Annotated in this window: 14 protein-coding genes; 9 read left to right on the top strand and 5 right to left on the bottom strand. The window is 71.7% G+C overall.

The window, feature by feature from the left end:
* Positions 1–45: 45 nt before the first annotated feature.
* Entirely contained in the window at positions 46–1578 is a 1533-nt protein-coding gene (locus D1350_RS01845; RefSeq protein WP_240643820.1) for a UxaA family hydrolase, read from the top strand.
* Between the two features lie 142 nt (positions 1579–1720).
* On the top strand, positions 1721–2794 hold the full coding sequence (locus D1350_RS01850; protein ID WP_125773263.1) for a Fic family protein: 1074 nt from the start codon (positions 1721–1723) through the stop codon (positions 2792–2794).
* Positions 2795–2868: 74 nt separating this feature from the next.
* Here the strand turns inward: D1350_RS01850 and D1350_RS01855 are convergent, their stop codons facing one another.
* A complete protein-coding gene (locus D1350_RS01855) occupies positions 2869–4227 on the bottom strand; it encodes a DUF1996 domain-containing protein (RefSeq protein ID WP_164544992.1) in 1359 nt (452 codons plus the stop codon).
* Positions 4228–4253: 26 nt separating this feature from the next.
* Entirely contained in the window at positions 4254–6515 is a 2262-nt protein-coding gene (locus D1350_RS01860; protein ID WP_125773265.1) for a discoidin domain-containing protein, read from the bottom strand.
* Positions 6516–6842: 327 nt separating this feature from the next.
* Here D1350_RS01860 and D1350_RS01865 point away from each other — a divergent pair, with 327 nt between their 5' ends.
* The 5 genes from D1350_RS01865 to D1350_RS01885 all read left to right on the top strand — a co-directional run bounded on the left by D1350_RS01865 (position 6843) and on the right by D1350_RS01885 (position 11359).
* Complete coding sequence (locus D1350_RS01865) at positions 6843–7889, top strand: LacI family DNA-binding transcriptional regulator (RefSeq protein ID WP_125773267.1); 1047 nt, start codon at positions 6843–6845, stop codon at positions 7887–7889.
* Between the two features lie 103 nt (positions 7890–7992).
* Entirely contained in the window at positions 7993–9255 is a 1263-nt protein-coding gene (locus tag D1350_RS01870; RefSeq protein WP_125773269.1) for an inorganic phosphate transporter, read from the top strand.
* Positions 9252–9497 (top strand): hypothetical protein, encoded by a 246-nt coding sequence (locus D1350_RS01875; RefSeq protein ID WP_125773271.1) that lies wholly within the window; start codon positions 9252–9254, stop codon positions 9495–9497. Before D1350_RS01870 ends, D1350_RS01875 begins: the two co-directional genes overlap by 4 nt.
* Before the next feature lie 87 nt (positions 9498–9584).
* Positions 9585–10637 carry an aldo/keto reductase gene (locus D1350_RS01880; RefSeq protein WP_125773274.1) on the top strand — a complete coding sequence of 351 codons (1053 nt, stop codon included), beginning with the start codon at positions 9585–9587 and terminating at the stop codon, positions 10635–10637.
* The gene (locus D1350_RS01885; protein ID WP_125773276.1) at positions 10634–11359 is read left to right on the top strand and encodes a ThuA domain-containing protein; all 726 of its coding nucleotides are present in this window, start codon (positions 10634–10636) and stop codon (positions 11357–11359) included. The genes D1350_RS01880 and D1350_RS01885 overlap by 4 nt, the downstream gene beginning before the upstream one ends.
* 501 nt (positions 11360–11860) lie before the next feature.
* Here D1350_RS01885 and D1350_RS01890 read toward each other — a convergent pair.
* The 3 genes from D1350_RS01890 to D1350_RS01900 all read right to left on the bottom strand — a co-directional run bounded on the left by D1350_RS01890 (position 11861) and on the right by D1350_RS01900 (position 14999).
* Positions 11861–12322 (bottom strand): tRNA (cytidine(34)-2'-O)-methyltransferase, encoded by a 462-nt coding sequence (locus D1350_RS01890; protein ID WP_240643850.1) that lies wholly within the window; start codon positions 12320–12322, stop codon positions 11861–11863.
* 94 nt (positions 12323–12416) lie between these two features.
* Positions 12417–12905, bottom strand: a complete 489-nt coding sequence (locus tag D1350_RS01895; protein ID WP_125773280.1) for a DinB family protein — start codon at positions 12903–12905, stop codon at positions 12417–12419.
* A 174-nt stretch (positions 12906–13079) separates the two neighbouring features.
* Positions 13080–14999 (bottom strand): phosphoenolpyruvate carboxykinase (GTP), encoded by a 1920-nt coding sequence (locus D1350_RS01900; protein ID WP_125773282.1) that lies wholly within the window; start codon positions 14997–14999, stop codon positions 13080–13082.
* Between the two features lie 163 nt (positions 15000–15162).
* Between D1350_RS01900 and D1350_RS01905 the strand changes: the two genes are divergently transcribed.
* Positions 15163–16710, top strand: coding sequence for an XRE family transcriptional regulator (locus D1350_RS01905; protein ID WP_125773284.1), 1548 nt, complete (start codon positions 15163–15165; stop codon positions 16708–16710).
* A 42-nt stretch (positions 16711–16752) separates the two neighbouring features.
* Entirely contained in the window at positions 16753–17505 is a 753-nt protein-coding gene (locus D1350_RS01910) for a hypothetical protein (RefSeq protein WP_125773286.1), read from the top strand.
* The last annotated feature ends 41 nt before the right edge of the window (positions 17506–17546 follow it).

The raw sequence follows: 17546 nt of genomic DNA on the forward strand, positions 1-17546 counted from the left end.
GAGTACGATCGAATGAAACGGTTCAACGAGCACGGGAGGCCCACGGTGGCCGCAGCAGAGCTGCTTCTCCTGCGAGGTGACGACGACGTCGCCGTCGCCACGCACGACCTGAGTTCGGGAGAGGAGGCCGGTGCACCCGGGCGTGACCCCGTCGTCGTGCGCGATGCGGTGCCCCGCGGGCACAAGGTGGCCCTCCGGGCCCTGCCCGCGGGAACCGAGGTCCGCAAGTACGGCCAGGTCATCGGAGTCGCGACCCAGGATGTCGCTCCGGGCGAGCACGTCCACAGCCACAACCTCGGTTTCGAGGAGGGGCACCGCGAGTCGGAGCTGGCCACGGTCCACGTCGAGCTGCCCGTGCCGCCGGAGCCGCGTCCCACCTTCCAGGGCTACCGCCGGTCGAACGGCAAGGTCGGCACACGCAACTACGTCGCGATCCTCACCTCGGTGAACTGCTCGGCGTCGACGGCGAAGATGATCGCCGACCAGTTCCGCGGCTTCGCGACGGACCAGTACGACGACGTCGACGGTGTTGTCGCCCTCACCCACCAGAGCGGGTGCGGCCTCGTCCCGACGTCGGAGGGCGGGCAGGTGCTGCTCCGGACCCTGCGCGGGTACGCGGAGCACGCCAACGTGGCGGGTCTGCTCGTGCTCGGGCTCGGCTGCGAGATGATCCAGCTCGACACGATCCTCAGCGGCGCCGCGGTGAGCCCCGACACGGTGGTGAAGACCCTGACGATCCAGGACACCGGCGGGATCCGGGCGACGGTCAAGGCCGGTGTCGCGGCGATCCGCGAGATGCTGCCGGAGATCGAGGAGCGCTGGGAGCGCGAGGAGTGCGACGTCGCCGAGCTGGTGCTCGGCCTCAACTGCGGCGGCTCCGACGGCTACTCCGGTATCACCGCCAACCCGGCGCTCGGCTGGGCCTCGGACCTGCTCGTCTCCTACGGGGGCACGTCCGTGCTCGCCGAGACGCCCGAGGTGTTCGGTGCCGAGCACCTGCTGACCCGCCGCGCGGTCACGCCCGAGGTGGGCAAGCGGCTGCTGGACCGGATCGAGTGGTGGAAGTCGTACGCCGCGGCCGGCGGTGGGTCCCTCGACAACAACCCCTCGCCCGGCAACAAGGCGGGCGGCCTCACGACGATCCTCGAGAAGTCGCTCGGCGCCGTCGCCAAGGGCGGCCAGGCCGACCTCGCCGCGGTCTACGAGTACGCGGAGCCCATCACCGAGCGGGGCTTCGTCTTCATGGACACGCCGGGCTACGACCCGGTGTCCGTGACCGGCATCGTGGCGGGCGGGGCCAACGTGGTCTGCTTCACCACGGGGCGCGGCTCGGTGTTCGGGTGCAAGCCCACGCCGTCGATCAAGCTCGGCACCAACAGCGAGCTGTTCGAGAAGATGGGCGACGACATCGACATCGACTGCGGCCGCATCGTCACCGGGACCGCCACGGTGGAGCAGGTGGGCCGCGAGATCTTCGACCGGATCCTCGCCGTGGCGTCAGGGGAGCTCACCTCGAGCGAGGACCTCGACATCGGGGGCGAGGAGTTCGTCCCGTGGCAGCTCGGGACGGTGACGTAGGCCCGGGGCCCGACGAAGGCTGTGGGCACCTTCCGTGCGGAAGGTGCCCACAGCCGTATCCAGAAGTGCTCTCCGACTTAACATGTCGTCCGAACATGTTAAAGATCGCGCGGGAACTTAACACGTCCCGTAACCTGTCTAGGTGACATGGAGCCCGGACGTCCCATATAACGAGCTGCCTCTGCTTCCTCCATCGGTTGAGCTCGAGACGCATCGCGTCCTCAAGGCCACGATCGGCGCGAGGGAAGCACTCGCTCGACTCGACGCGCGCGCGAGCGCGCTTCCGAACCCAGCTGTGCTGATCAACGCGATCCCGCTCCTGGAAGCTCAGGCGAGCAACGAGATCGAGAACATCGTCACCACGACAGACGAGCTCTTCGAGGCCGCCGCGTACGACCTGGATGCTTCGCCCGCCGCGCGGGAGGCGCTTCGGTACCGGACCGCGCTCCGGTTGGGCTTTGACGAGCTGTCGAGCGGACGCCCGATCACTGCGCACACAGCGGCGCGGCTCTGTTCGGAGATCCGAGGCCATGAGGTCGCGTTCCGACGGGGCGAGGTCTTCATCGGCGATCCCATACAGCGGCGCCGCGTCTACACGCCGCCTGCGGAGCCGATCGCTCTGGACGCGCTCCTGGGCAACTGGTCCTTCTTCGTCAATGAGCCCTCGGAGCTGGACCCGCTGGTCCGGATGGCCGTCGCCCACTATCAGTTCGAGGCCATCCACCCCTTCCACGACGGCAACGGACGGACGGGCCGCATTGTCAACGTGCTCATGCTGTGTGGTGCCGGTCTGCTGCAGTTGCCGCTGCTCTATCTGTCCAGGTTCATCATCGAGAACAAGGACGAGTACTACCGGCTGCTCAATGCGGTGACCTCCTCTGAGGCATGGGAGGAGTGGGTCATCTACATGATCGAGGGCGTGCGCTCGACCTCGCAGCACACGCTCCTGCTCGTCGACCAGATCGAGGAGGTGCAGGGCGTCGTCGCTACCGCGGTCCGATCGGTGCTGCGCAGTGCCGACGCCGACCTCGTCGCAGCCGTGATGGAGCAGCCGTACTGCCGCATCCGTGACGTTGTGGAGCGCTGCGGCGTGACGCGCCAGACGGCCGTCCGCTGGCTGCGCGCGCTCGAAGAGACCGGAGTGCTGACCGAAGTCCGGGTCGGTCGCGAGGTGCTCTTCATCAATGCGGCGCTCATGGATGTGCTGCGGCGATGATCGCTGCCCGACGACGGCCTGTGGGCACCTTCCGTGCGGAAGGTGCCCACAGGCCGTCGTCGGGCAGCGACGCGTTACGGGACCAGCTGGTAGTCCGCGTCCAGGACCCGGCCGCGGTGCGGCTTGTACTGGTCGTAGCCGCGCGGGTCGCACTGGAGGCCGCCGTTGATGCAGTGCTCCACGAGGCGCTCGAGCACCACGGGCTCCCAGGCGTTGATGAAGTCGTAGTGCCAGGACTGGTCGGACCCGCTGACCAGCCGGACGTCCGACATGTCACCGCTCACGGGCCATGCGATCTTGAACTCCAGCATCGGGACGGCCACCGGGTGCGTCAGCGGGCACTGGCCCGCCACCGGGTACGCCAGGTGCGTGCCATGGCCCATGTGCGACGCCTCGGTGGGCGTCAGGTGCACGCCGTCCCAGCAGCTCGGCGCCTGGTAACGGATGTTGAGCTGCGTGCCCGGCGCGCAGTAGGCGGGGATCTCCCAGCTCCGGGAGATGTCGCCGCACTCCCAGCCCTCGACCGCGCCGGGCGCGGTGCGGAACTGGTCCACCGTGGCCATCATGTTGCCGGCCACGAACTGCAGCCCCGCCGGGAACGGCACCACCTCGGTGTAGTCGTCGATCCCCGACTTGTAATAGATCGTCATCGGGATGTTCGGCTGGACCGGCACGCCGCCCTTCTCGAGCGCCGGGAACCAGTACGACGAGTGGTCCTGCGGCACGGTGCAGGTGGACTCCGGGCTCGCGTACAGGTCGTTCGCGGTGGTGAACGCGTTCGTCACGCGGTTGCCCACGAACGTGTGCAGGTGCGACGCGCCCGGCTGCCCCGGGAAGACGATGGGGTCGTCGGGCCGGAAGTGCGAGAACGTGCAGTTGGCCTGGAACTCGTGGTGCGTGACCTCGTCACCGGGCCACTCCGGCGGCTCGTCCGGGTCCGCCGCGGTTCCCTCGCCGAAGACCTGGAGCTCCCAGAGGGAGTACCCGTACTGGGTGCCGCGGTCGGAGCCCACGAGCTGCACGTACCGGCCCGAGGCGTCCACCGAGAACGACTGGACGCCGCCCGTGCCGCCGGTCACGGAGCGGACGGTGGTCCACGCCGCGCCGTCGGCCGAGACCTGGAGCGTGAACGCCGAACCGTACGCGGCCTCCCACTCCAGGACGATGCGGTCGAGGTCGTGGACCGCGCCGAGGTCGACGCGGATCCACTCGGCGTCCGTCTGGGCGCTGGCCCAGCGGGTCGTGCGGTCGCCGTCGACCGCGAACCGTGGCCCGAGCCCGGCCGACTCCGAGCTCGAGGCCGCTGTGAGCCTGCCCTGGGAGAGCAACGTGTCGGGTGCGGCCGCGGCGCCGACGATGCCGGCCGTCGCGGTCAGGGACGAAGCGAGCAGTGCCGTGGCGAGCATGCCCGCCAGTACTCGGGGAGTGCGCATGGGTCCTCCTCCATTCACTGGTTGTCTCACTGGTAGACGCCGAGCTCGTACAGGGAGTAGCCCCACTCCGTCCCGCGCTCGGTGAGGTTGAGCCGCACGTAGCGGCCGGTGCCGGAGACGTCGAGGCTGTCGACGCCGCCGTCGCCGCCGGTGACGGTCCGGACGGTGGTCCACGTGGTGCCGTCGTTCGACGTCTGGACCTGGTAGGAGCGCCCGTAGGCCGTCTCCCACACGAGCTGGACGTGGTGGAAGGACTTCACGGAGCCGAGGTCCACCTGGTACCAGGCGGTGGCGCCCCACTCGCTGGCCCAGCGGGTCGCCGGGTCGCCGTCGACGGCCCGGGCCGGCGTCCAGTCGCCGTTCCACGGGTCGAAGCTCGACGCCGTCGCAGGCCTGCCGAGCGCCACGTTCGTGCCGCCCACGGGCGGCGCGACCACGCGGAACGACTTCGTCTCGACGCCCACGTTGCCCTGGCCGTCCTCGGCGAACCCGTAGACCTTCCACACGCCGAGCATCTGCGGAGCCGTCACCCGGAACGTGCCGGGCGCGGTCTGCGTGAACGTGGCCTGGGCGATCCCGCCCGCGCCGTTGATGTACTTGCTGTTGAGCATGACGTTCGGCGTGACCGTGTCGCCGTCCGGGTCGGCGACGTCCACGGTGACGGTGAGCTGCTGTCCCGCGGCGACGGCAGCGGCCTCCGCGACCGCCATCGACGTGATGCGCGGCGGGGTGTTCATGGTGGACGTGTCCACGCCCCACGCCCGCGCGATCGAGTAGTACCCGAGCCGCTTGTTGTCGCCCGGGATGATGTTGAACCACACGCCGCCGAAGTCGCCCTCGATGCCGTAGTGGAAGAACGTCGCGCCCAGGGCCACGCCCTCGTGCTCGCGCAGGCAGCGCCAGGAGTCCACGTACGCGGCCCCCTTCTCGAGGTCGGAGGGCTCGTCGGGGACGCCGTTGGCGTCGTCCGGGACCTCCCACTCGCCGGCCGCGCCGCCCTCCGTCAGGACGTACGGGCGGTCGTAGCCGCCGGCCGTCCACGCCTCCTCGAGGTTGCACACGTCGCCGTACGCGTTGATCGACAGCAGGTCCAGGTCGGGGTCGCTCGCCTCCAGGTAGGGCCAGGCGCCGGCCCAGGCGTCCGTGTTGGTGGTCGGGTGGTTCGGGTCGACCTGGTGCACCGCGACGCTCACCTCGTTCACGAAGGCGGCGTACGCATGCCGGACCTGCTCCAGGTCCGTGCCCGAGTAGCAGTTCTGCAGGCCCAGGATCGCCTCGTTGCCGATGTTCCACATGAGGACGCCGGGGTGGTTCTTGTACGTCTGGACCCAGTTCACGATGTCGGCCTTGGTGCTGGTCTTGTAGGCCGTGTCGGTGCGGTAGTCGATGCAGCCGCCGGACCCCGGGCCGCCGCCGGGCAGGAGCCAGAAGCCCATGATGACCCGGACGTCGTGCGCGGCGGCGGAGTCGAGGAGCTGGGCGGTGTCCGGCCCGGTGCCCCAGGTCCGGACCGTGTTGGCTCCCATCCGCACGAGCGGCGGCATGTAGTGGTTCGCCGCGCTGAACGACGGCCCCCACGTGAAGCCGCGGACCGTGTACGGGCGCCCGTCCACCTGGAGGTCCCAGGCACCGTTGCCGCCCACCACCCGCACGACGCTCGGGCCCGAGTCCCGCACGGGCACGGCCGGGTGGCCGGGACTCACGTAGCTCGGGTCGGTCGGGTTCGTCGGGTCGGGCGTGGGGTCCGGCGTCGGGTCCACGCCGCCTGACTCCCCGAACACGCGCAGCTCCCACAGCGAGTTGCCGTAGCCGCCGGAGCGGGCCGTCGACAGCAGGCGCACGTAGCGGCCGTCGCCGTCGACGTCGAACACGTCCGTGCCGCCGTCGCCCGCGCTCGTCGAGTAGAGCGTGGACCAGGTGGAGCCGTCGTCGGACACCTGGAACTGGTACGTCGTGGAGTACGCCGCCTCCCAGACCAGCTCGACGTGGTCGAGGTCCGCCGTCTCGCCGAGGTCGACGCGGATCCACTGCGGGTCGCTGAACGCGCTGGACCAGCGCGTCCCGAGGTTGCCGTCCACGGCGGCGCTCGCGGGCGTGTAGTCGGGGTTCTCCACGGAGGACGCCGTGGTCGGCTTGCCCTGGGAGAGCAGGACGGGCTCGGCCTGGGCTGTGGTGGCGGGCACGAGGAGCGCCGTGGCGGCCAGGAGGCCGGTCGTCAGGGCGGCTGCACCAGCGCGGAGCCCGCGCCGGGACCGGCGCGTCGGCGCGCCGGACGGTCTGGTGATCATGGGTTGTTCCTCTCCGATCGCCGCTCGGCCGCAGGGCGGCCGGGGGGCGTGGGTTCGTCGTCGAGCCTGGTCCCGCGATGCTCCGGTGCGCCGCGAGAGGAAACTGGGAGAGCGCTCTTACTACGGCCAGTCTTTACCCGACTGCGGGAGAGCGTCAAGAGCGCTCTCACGATGAGTTGGGCCGACTGCGGGCCTTGTTGTGGCGCTTGGATATCGCTTGACACCCGAAGGTACGACGACGGCGCCGCCGCCTCAGGAGGGCCGCTCCCGGGACGGGCCGTCCCTGTCGTTCGTGGGAAAGCGCTCTTACCCTGCTATCGTCGCCCTGTGAGCGACGATCTGCGGCGGACGGCGCCGACCCTGGAGGACGTGGCGAAGGTCGCCGGCGTCTCCCGCGCCACCGTCTCCCGCGTGGTCAACGGCAAGCGGAAGGTCGCCCCGGCGGTCCAGGAGGTGGTCCTCGAGGCGGTCGCCGCGACCGGCTACGTGCCCAACCGGGCAGCACGGTCGCTGGTCACGCGCCGGACGGGCACGGTCGCCGTCGTTGTCTCGGGTGCGGATCCCGACCCCGGGGAGGAGCTCGACCTCGCGCGGGTCTTCGCGGACCCGTTCTTCGGCCGGGTGGTCGGGTCGTTCGTGCGCGCGCTGCGGCCGCACGACGTGCACCCCGTCCTGATGTTCGCCGACAACGACGAGACGCGGGACCAGGTGGTCTCCTACGTGCGGTTCGGGAACGCCGACGGCGCGCTGCTGGTCTCCACGCACGCCGACGACCCGCTCCCGGAGCGGCTGCTCGGTACCGGCCGGCCCACCGTGCTCTTCGCCCGGCCCGGCCAGGCGGTACCGGTCAGCTATGTGGACGTCGCGAACGCCGACGGCGCGCGCCTCGCCGCGAACCACCTGCTCGACCGCGGCTGCCGGTCGCTCGGAGTCATCTCCGGCCCGGTCGACGTGCCCGCCGCCCGTGACCGCCTCGAGGGCTTCCGGGACGCCGCCGCGCGCCGCGGCCACGCCTTCGTCCCGAGCGTCGAGGGCAACTTCACGTTCGAGAGCGGGGAGACTGCGATGGCACAGCTGCTTGCCGCGGCCCCCGGCCTCGACGGCGTCTTCGTCTCGAACGACCTCATGGCGCAGGGAGCGGTCCATGTGCTGCAGGCGGCGGGCCGCCGGGTGCCCGACGACGTCGCGGTGGTCGGGTTCGACGACAGCCCTGTGGCTGCGCAGTCGCGGCCCAGGCTCACCACGGTGCGGCAGCCCGTCGAGGAGATGGCCGCCGAGATGGCGCGGATGCTGCTGGAGCAGGTCGACGACGGAGAGCCGGCCGTGCGCTCCGTGATCTTCGAGCCCACCCTGGTGGTCCGGGACTCGGGCTGAGATCGAGCCCTGAAGATGAACATCAGATGAACAATTCCCAAACTGTTCACCTATCGGACACTTCCTGGTCAACTGTGATCCATGCACACCGCACCATGGAGCAGTGACTGAGACGCTCCTCCTCGCCGTCGTGGTACTGACGGCGCTGGCCTTCGACTTCACGAACGGCTTTCACGACACAGGAAACGCCATGGCGACGTCGATCGCCACGCGGGCACTCAAGCCGCGCACCGCGGTGCTGCTCTCGGCGATCCTGAACCTCGTGGGCGCGTTCCTCTCCCTGTCCGTCGCGGCCACGATCGCGAAGGGCCTCGTCGATGCTGAAGTCATCACGCTCGAGATCGTCTTCGCGGGCCTGGTGGGCGGCATCGTCTGGAACCTGCTGACCTGGTTGCTCGGCCTGCCGTCGAGCTCCTCGCACGCCCTCGTCGGCGGCGTCGTCGGCTCGGTCCTGGCCGCCGTCGGCGCCTCCGGGGTGCTCTGGACCGGCGTCCTGTCCAAGGTGCTGGTACCGGCGCTGCTCGCCCCGCTCGTGGCCATCGGTGTCGCGGCGACGGGCACGTGGCTCGTCGCGCGCCTGACCCGCGGCCTGCCGCAGGACACCACCTCGCGCGGCTTCCGGTGGGGCCAGGTGGGGTCGGCCTCCCTCGTCTCCCTGGCGCACGGCACCAACGACGCCCAGAAGTCGATGGGCATCATCCTGCTGGCCCTGATCACCGCGGGTGCCGTTCCCGCCGACTCCGGCGTGCCGTTCTGGGTGATCTTCTCCTGCGCTGCCGCCATGGCCGTCGGCACGTACCTCGGCGGCTGGCGCATCATCCGCACCCTCGGCAAGGGTCTCGTCGAGATCGACACCCGCCAGGGGATGGCGGCCGAGACGTCGTCGGCGGCCGTCATCATGCTGTCCAGCTACTTCGGCTTCTCGCTGTCCACCACCCACGTCGCCACCGGATCCATCCTGGGCTCCGGCGTCGGGATGCCGGGCGCGACGGTCCGGTGGCGCGTCGCGGGCCGCATGCTCGGGGCCTGGATGCTCACCCTCCCCGCCGCGGGCCTGGTCGGCGCCGCGTGCTTCTGGGTGCAGCACGGCGTGGGCGGGGCGCTCGGCAGCGTGCTCGTCCTCGTGATCCTCCTGGGCTCGTCGTTCGCCATCTGGCTGGCGTCGCGACGCCGCCCGGTGGACCACACGAACGTGAACGAGGCCTGGGACGAGGAGAAGGGGGCACCGCTCCGGCCGGTCGCCGCCACCACGGGCATGGCCGGGCCGCTGCACGTGGCGCCGGTCGAGACGGGGGCGGCCTCGCCGGCCGCCCAGGCGATCGACGCTGTCGAGGTCGTCGGCAGCGCGAAGGGGACGGACGCATGAGCGGCATCATCGAGTGGGAGGCCCTCGGCCTCGTCGTCGGCGTAGGGCTCCTGGTCGGCGGCGGCCTGCCGGCGCTGTTCGCGCTGGGGCTTCGCTTCCTGACCGCCCGTCCGGCTCTCGCCGACGACGGCACACCTGAGGCGCCCGGTGCCGCGCGCCGCGTCGCCGGGTACCTGTGCCTGGCGGTGTGCGTCGCCGCGGTCTTCATGGGCCTCTTCTTCCTGGTCTCCGGAGGTCACTGAGCCCGCCCGACGCCGGACCGGTCCCTCCGCGCGGAGGCGACCGGTCCGGCGTCGTGCTGGGGCGGGTGACCGGGGCAAGATGGGAACATGCCTCTCGCATCCCGCTACCTGGCCGACGACGCCCGGTACGACTCCATGACCTACCGTCGCTGCGGCCGCAGCGGGCTCGACCTGCCCGCCCTCTCCCTCGGCCTGTGGCACAACTTCGGCGACACCAACCCGTTCGAGACGCAGCGCGCGATCCTCCGCCGTGCGTTCGACCTGGGAGTGACGCACTTCGACCTGGCGAACAACTACGGGCCGTCGTACGGCGCGGCGGAGGCGAACTTCGGGCGCCACCTCGCCGCCGACCTCGCGCCGTACCGCGACGAGCTGATCGTCTCCACCAAGGCGGGCTACGACATGTGGCCGGGCCCCTACGGTGACCACGGGTCGCGCAAGTACCTGCTGTCGAGCCTGGACCAGTCGCTCGCACGCATGGGCCTCGACTACGTCGACATCTTCTACCACCACCGCCCGGACCCCTCGACGCCGCTCGAGGAGACCATGGGCGCGCTCGCGAGCGCGGTGCAGCAGGGCAAGGCCCTGTACGTCGGCGTCTCCAACTACTCGCCGGCCCGGACGCGCGACGCGGCGCGGATCCTCGGTGACCTGGGCGTGCCGCTGCTGATCCACCAGCCCTCGTACTCCATGTTCAACCGGCACATCGAGAACCCCGAGCACGTGGACGGGTACGACGGCGAGCAGACCGAGTCGCTGCTCGACGTCGTCGGCGACCTCGGCGTCGGCACCATCGTGTTCTCGCCCCTCCAGCAGGGGCTGCTCACGGACCGGTACCTCGCGGGCTCCGCGCCCTCCGGCTCGCGCGCGGCGCGCCCGGACTCGCCGTTCCTCTCGTCGGGCAACCTCACCGAGGACTACCTGTCGCGCGCCCGGACCCTCGACGAGATCGCGTCGGGCCGCGGCCAGACGCTCGCCCAGCTCGCCCTCACCTGGGTGCTCCGGGACTCGCGCGTCACGTCGGCGCTCATCGGCGCGTCGTCGGTGAAGCAGCTCGAGGACAACGTCGCGGCGCTCGAGGCCGCGCCGCTGACCGCGGACGAGACCGACGCCATCGAGCCGCTGGCGCGTGCGCTGTGACGGGGCCGCGCCGCATCGTCGTCCTCGCCGGCCGCGGCCGCTACGAGGACCCCTGGCACGACCACGCCGCCACCTCCCACGCCCTCGCCACGCTCCTCGGCGAGGTCACGGTGGCAGGCGGCAAGCCCCACGTCGAGGTCCGCTCGGTCTTCCGCCACGTGCTCGAGGACCTCGACACCGTCGACCTCCTCGTCGTCAACAGCGGGCGGGGCCGCATCGACCCGGAGTTCGACGGCGCCGACGACGACTGGCGCGCGTTCCACGCCCGCGTCGAGGAGTGGGCACGGGCGGGCGGCCGGATCCTGGGGATCCACCAGGCGGCGAACACGTTCCTCGACGCGCCAGGCTGGGAGGAGGTCGTGGGCGGGCGATGGATCGAGGGCACCTCGATGCATCCGGAGATCAGCGAGGCGACCTTCCGTCTCGAGCCCGGCCACGTCATCACCGACGGGCTCCCGGCCGTCGAGGCCTTCGACGAGCGCTACTGCTTCCTCCGGGTCGCGCCCGGCGCGCAGGTCCTGGGCTCGGTGGAGGGCCCGGCCGCGGTGCCGGACGACGACGGTTCGGCCGCCTCGGGCACCACCTCCCACCCCGTGCTCTGGGTCCAGGAGGCGCACGGCGGGCGCACGGTCTACAGCGCGCTGGGGCACGACCTGCGGTCGTACGCGTCGCCGACCCACCAGGAGCTCCTGCGCCGGGCGGTGGCCTGGCTGCTGGGCTGAGCCTGGCCGCGCCGCCGCCGCTCGGCCAGCGAGAACAACACTGTGCAGGCAACCGGGTGCTGTTGCCTGCACAGAGTTGTTCTCGACAGACGGGCACGGGCTTGCCTGTGGATGACCGTCGGCACCGGACAGCGGAATCTGGTGCCATCGACGCATGCCCCGACCCCGACCCGTATCGCAGGCTCTCGCGATCATTGCGCGTCGGCAGGCGGGGCTCCTCTCGGTTGAGCAGTGCGAGGCTCACGGCGTGACGCGGAGCCAGCGAGAGCGGCTCGTCGGGTGCGGGCTCTGGCGGCGTGCCGCACGCGGCGTCCTCGACACCGGCGAGGTGGATCACCGCTTGCATCCGTATGACGTGGCCCGACGACGCTCCGCTTGGCTCGGTCGGGGCGGCGGGGTTGATCGACTGCGTCGAGAACAACGCTGTGCAGGCAACCGGCGTTGGCTGCCTGCACAGAGTTGTTCTCGAGTGTCCCGGGACTGCGCCGGGAGGCGGCGCGGTCAGGCGCCCGCGAAGCCGCCCTGGCGCCAGACCTCGTAGACCGCGATCGAGGCCGCGTTCGTCAGGTTGAGCGACCGGCGGCCGGGCAGCATCGGGATCTTCACCTGGTCGGTGATGCGCGGGTGCGCCAGCACGTCGTCCGGCAGGCCGGTGGGCTCGGGGCCGAAGAGCAGCACGTCGTCGGGCCGGTACTCCACCTCGGTGTAGCCGACCGTCGCGCGGGTCGTGAACGCGAAGACGCGGGAACCCGGCAGCACGTCCAGGACCGCGTCGAGCGACGGGTGCACGTCCATCACCGCGAGGTCGTGGTAGTCGAGGCCCGCGCGCTTCAGCTTGGCCTCCGACAGGTCGAAGCCGAGCGGCTCGACCAGGTGCAGCCGCGCTCCGGACACCGCCGCGAGCCGGATCGCGGAGCCGGTGTTCCCCGGGATGCGCGGCTCGAAGTAGACGACGTGGACCAGCGGGACGGCGGGCTGGGCGGCGGGGTCGGGAAGCACGTGCCCCATTCTCCCAGCCGACGGCGGCCGAGCCGCCGCATCGGAGCCGCCGCGGCGATCAGCGGTTCTCGTGCAGCCCGACGAGCTGCCCGATCTCCGCGACGTTCTTCATGAGCTCCAGGTTGAGCCAGCCGGCGAGGCGGGCGAACGTGGCGTCGTCGGACCACGGGCCGGAGACCGGCGCCTCCAGGTCGGCGCTGTCGAGCCGCGCGACCCACGCCGCGTGCAGCGCTCGGACCTGTGCCACCGCGGCCTCGGCGGAGCCGGCCCAGGGGTGCTCGTCCCAGGGGACCGGCGTCTTGCCGTCGGCCCAGCGGTGGGCGTTGGTCCACCACCAGGTGATGTGCCACAGGAGCCACGCCACGGTGGGGGTGGCGATCGGGGTGGCGGTCTCGTCGGGCATCTGCACCGTGCCCTCCGGCAGCACCGTGCACGCGTTCCGCGAGGGTGCCCAGAAGGCGTTCTCCTCGGTCACGGCCGGCAGGTGGTACCGGTCCGCGAGCGACCACGCGAGGTCGAGCTGCTGGCGAAGGGTAGGGCGGAGCACGGCTCCACCCTACGGTCGCCGTGACGACGGACGAGCTGACTGTCTCGGCGATCCCACACCGCCGAGACAGTCAGCTCGTCGGACAGGCTCACTACCCCGGCGATCCCACACCGGCGAGGTAGTCGCTCCGTCGAGCCCCGGCCAGGTGCCTCTACCTCACCGGGGAGCTGGGGGTCAGTGCTTCAGGCGGTCCCGGAGGCGCGCGAGCTGCACCCAGAGCTGGTCGGGCACGCGGTCGCCGAACTGGTCGAAGAAGTCGCGCGTGAGGTCGGCCTCGGCGAACCACGGCTCGGTCGGCACGTCGAAGAGCGCCTCGAGGTCCCGCTCGGTCAGGTCCAGGCCGTCGAGGTTCAGCGCGCCCGGCCGGGGCAGGCGGCCCACCGGCGACCCGTAGGAGGCGTCGGGGCGCAGGCCGCGCTCCGCCTCCACCTGGCCGACGATCCACTCGACCACGCGCGAGTTCTCGCCGAACCCGGGCCAGAGGAACGAGCCGTCCTCGCCGCGGCGGAACCAGTTGACCTGGAAGATGTGGGGGCGGCGGCCGTCGCGCAGCACCTCGCCCATGTGCAGCCAGTGCGCCCAGTGGTCGGCCATGTTGTAGCCGCAGAACGGGAGCATCGCGAACGGGTCGCGGCGCAGCTCGCCGAGCGCGCCCTCGGCGGCGGCGGTGCGCTCCGACGAGATCGTGGCGCCCATGAACACGCCGTGCTCCCAGTCGTACGACTGGGCCACGAGCGGCACGTTCGTGGCGCGGCGCCCGCCGAAGATGATCGCGTCGACGGGCACGCCCTCCGGGGCCTCCCACGTGTCCGCGATGGTGGGGCACTGCGCCGCGGCGACCGTGAACCGCGAGTTCGGGTGCGCCGCGGGGCGGCCGGCCTCGCCGTCCGCGGGCGTCCAGTCGTCGCCCTGCCAGTCCACGAGGTGCGCCGGGGGCTCGGGGGTGAGGCCCTCCCACCAGACGTCGCCGTCGTCGGTCAGGGCGACGTTGGTGAAGATCGTGTCGTGGGAGAACGTCGCGACGGCCGTCGGGTTGGTGTCGACGCCGGTGCCGGGGGCCACGCCGAAGAAGCCGGCCTCCGGGTTGATGGCCCGCAGCGACCCGTCGGGGCCGGGGCGCATCCACACGATGTCGTCGCCGAGCGTCTCGACCTTCCAGCCCGGGATGGTGGGCTGCAGCATGGCGAGGTTCGTCTTGCCGCAGGCGCTGGGGAAGGCCGCGGCCAGGTGGTACTGGCGTCCCACGGGCGACGTGGCCCGGATGAGGAGCATGTGCTCGGCGAGCCAGCCCTCGTCGCGCGCCATGGCGGAGGCGATCCGGAGCGCGAAGCACTTCTTGCCGAGCAGCGCGTTGCCGCCGTAGCCGGAGCCGTACGACCAGATCTCGCGGCTCTCCGGGAACTGGACGATGTACTTGGTGTCGCTGCAGGGCCAGGCCACGTCGGCCTCGCCCTCGGCGAGCGGCGCGCCGACCGTGTGCACGGCCGGGACCCACTGCTGCCCGCCGTCGATCAGCTCGAGCACACGGGGCGACACCCGCGTCATCACGTGCATGGAGACCACCACGTAGGGAGAGTCGGTGATCTCGACGCCGACCTGCGAGATCGGCCCGCCGACCGGACCCATCGAGAACGGCACCACGTACATGGTGCGGCCCTCCATGGAGCCCTCGAAGACGCCCTGGAGCTCGGTCCGCATGGCGGCCGGCTCGCGCCAGTTGTTGGTGGGGCCCGCGTCGTCCTCGCGCTCCGAGCAGATGAACGTGCGCGACTCGACGCGCGCCACGTCGCTCGGGTTGGACCGGGCCAGGTAGGAGCCGGGGCGCAGCTCGGGGTTCAGCGGGACGAGCGTGCCGGCCTCGACCATCTGGGCGATCAGGCGCTGCTTCTCGTCGGCGGAGCCGTCGCACCATACGATCTCGCTCGGCCGGGTCAGCGCGGCCACGCTCTCCACCCAGGCTCGCACGTCCCTCTGCCCGACGGCGGAGCGGGTCGCCTCGCGCGGTGCGGCTCCGGTCTCGTAGGTGGTGGCTTCGGGCGACTCGACGAGCTCGGCCACGAGTCGGGTCCGGCGGGGGTTGGCGAGCATGGACATGGTGTGCTCCGATCTGCTGATGCGGTCCGGGTTTCCACGATGTCTGCTTTTGCGCCGGGATTTCTAGCGAGTTGGCTGTCAAGATTCGCCGATCTTCACGTATGGTGAAGGAGTGAGGTCCTGCTGCCCGGTTTCGGGCAGTCCGGCGGACGGGAGAGGCGACATGGTGCAGGCGGGCGAGGCCCCGGCGCCCCGACCCCACGGCGTTGCTGGCTTCGCGGCGGAACGCCGCGGGGGCCCCGGGGAGCCTCCGGCGTCGGGCCCGGGCACCGACCTGATCACGCTCGGGCGGCGCGTGCGGCACGCGCGCACCGCGCGCGGGCTCACGCTGGACGCGCTGGGCGAGCGCGTGAACGCCGCTCCGAGCCTGCTGTCGCTCGTCGAGAACGGGCGGCGTGAGCCGCGGCTCTCCCTGCTGCGCGCCATCGCGGAGGCGGTGGGCGTGCCGCTCAACGACCTGCTGTCGGGCGAGCCGCCGTCGCGCCGGGCGGCGCTGGAGATCTCGCTCGACCGGGCGCAGCGCGGCCCGCTGTTCGCGGGCCTGGGCCTGCCGACCGTCAAGCCCAGCCAGAAGCTGCCCACCCCCGTGCTGGAGCAGCTCGTGGGGCTCCACGAGGAGCTGTCGCGGCGCGAGGAGGAGGCGATCGCCACCCCCGAGGAGGCGCGTCGCGCCAACACCGAGCTGCGCCTGGAGCGCCAGGCGCGCGACAACTACTACCCGCAGTTCGAGGCGATCGCCGAGGACCTGGTGCGCCGCGCGGGCTACACCGGGGGCGCGCTCACGCACCGGACCGTGGCCCGGCTGGCCGAGGACCTCGGCTTCACGCTGCTGCACGTCGACGACCTGCCACGCTCCGCGCGGACCGTGACCGACCTGCGCAACGGCCGCATCTACCTGCCGCCCGCCTCGACCCCGGGCGGGCACGGGCTGCGCTCCCTCGCACTGCAGGCGATCGCGCACCGGGTCCTGGACCACGCGCGGCCACGGTCGTACGCGGAGTTCCTGCGCCAGCGCGTCGAGATCACGTACTTCGCGGCGGCGTGCCTGGTCCCGCAGTCGTACGCCGTGTCGTTCCTCGAGACGCGCAAGCGGGAGAAGGACCTGGCGGTCGAGGACTTCCGCGACGCGTTCGGCGTCACGCACGAGGCCGCCGCGATGCGGCTCACCAACCTCGCGACGGTGCACCTGGGCATCCCGCTGCACTTCCTCCGCGTGGGCGACGACGGCGCCCTGTTCCGCGGGTACGCCAACGACGGCCTGCCCTTCCCGCAGGACGTCACCGGGGCGATCGAGGGGCAGCTGATCTGCCGGCGCTGGTCGGCGCGGGAGTCGTTCACGCGGCGCGACCGGGCCACGGAGTTCTACCAGTACACGGACACACCCGCGGGGACGTTCTGGTGCTCCACGCAGACCGGGTCGCTCGGCCCCGCCGGCGCGGGGGCGTTCTCGATCACCGTCGGGGTGCCGTACGCGCACGCCAAGTGGTTCCGCGGCCGGGACACCACCGTGCGGCGCGCCTCCACCTGCCCCGACCCGTCCTGCTGCCAGCGGCCCGCACCCGACCTCGCCGCCCGCTGGTCCGGTGCCGCGTGGCCGTCCGCGCGCATGCACCAGCAGGTTCTGGCCGCCCTGCCGCGCGGCGCGTTTCCCGGCGTGGACGACACCGAGGTCTACGCCTTCCTCGAGAAGCACGCCCCCGAGGCGGGGTGACGACTTCCGGCTGAGCGCTGACCAGGCTTAACGTGTGACCTCATGGCCACCAACCTTGCGTGCGTAGGACTGGACGTGCGGAACCGCAGCGGGTTCCGCGACCTGGTGCAGGCGGCGATCCCCGAGTCGACCGTGATCGCCCGGGAGCGCGACGTGACCCTCCAGGTCTGGACCGACCCGTCCGGGGCTCGCCTCGTGATCACTACCGAGGGCGGCCTCGTCCGGGCGGTGACCATCTCGTTCGCCGGCCCGCTCGGCGCCCGGATGGCCGACGTCCAGGCGGCCGACGGCGGCCTCGTCATCGCCGAGGTGCTCGACGAGACGGAGGAGGTGGTGGCCGCGTTCGCCTGCGAGCTGGAGGAGATCGCGCTGCTCGGGGCCGCCGCGCAGCCGGTCATGGGGCCCGCGTGCATCGTGGGGCTCGGCCGCACCCTCGACGTGTTCCCCGACGAGGACGCGTTCTACGCCTCCGACGCGTCCCTCATGACGTTCGCCGACCAGCCGGACGACGACGAGCTGGAGCCGATGCGCTTCGAGCCCGAGTCGTTCAGCCCGGACGGGGCGTTCACCGAGCAGGTCGACGCCGTCGGCCGGCTCAACGGGACGGTGCTGGAGGTGTCGCGGCGTGGTGTGGCCCGGACGGGCCAGTCGTTCGACGCGGCGCGGGTGCGGACCGGCGGCTTCGAGGTGAACCTCTGCGTGCCGGCGATGGAGGTGCCGATGCGGCCCGGCGACATCGTGGCGTCGAGCGTGTACCTGGTCGCGTCCGTGCCGCACCTCGTGCCGCGGCGCTGAGCGCGCCGGGCCTGGCTGAGCCCAGGGGCCTCGCTAGCCTG

The organism is Antribacter gilvus (genome assembly GCF_003946865.1).
Taxonomy (GTDB): domain Bacteria; phylum Actinomycetota; class Actinomycetes; order Actinomycetales; family Cellulomonadaceae; genus Antribacter; species Antribacter gilvus.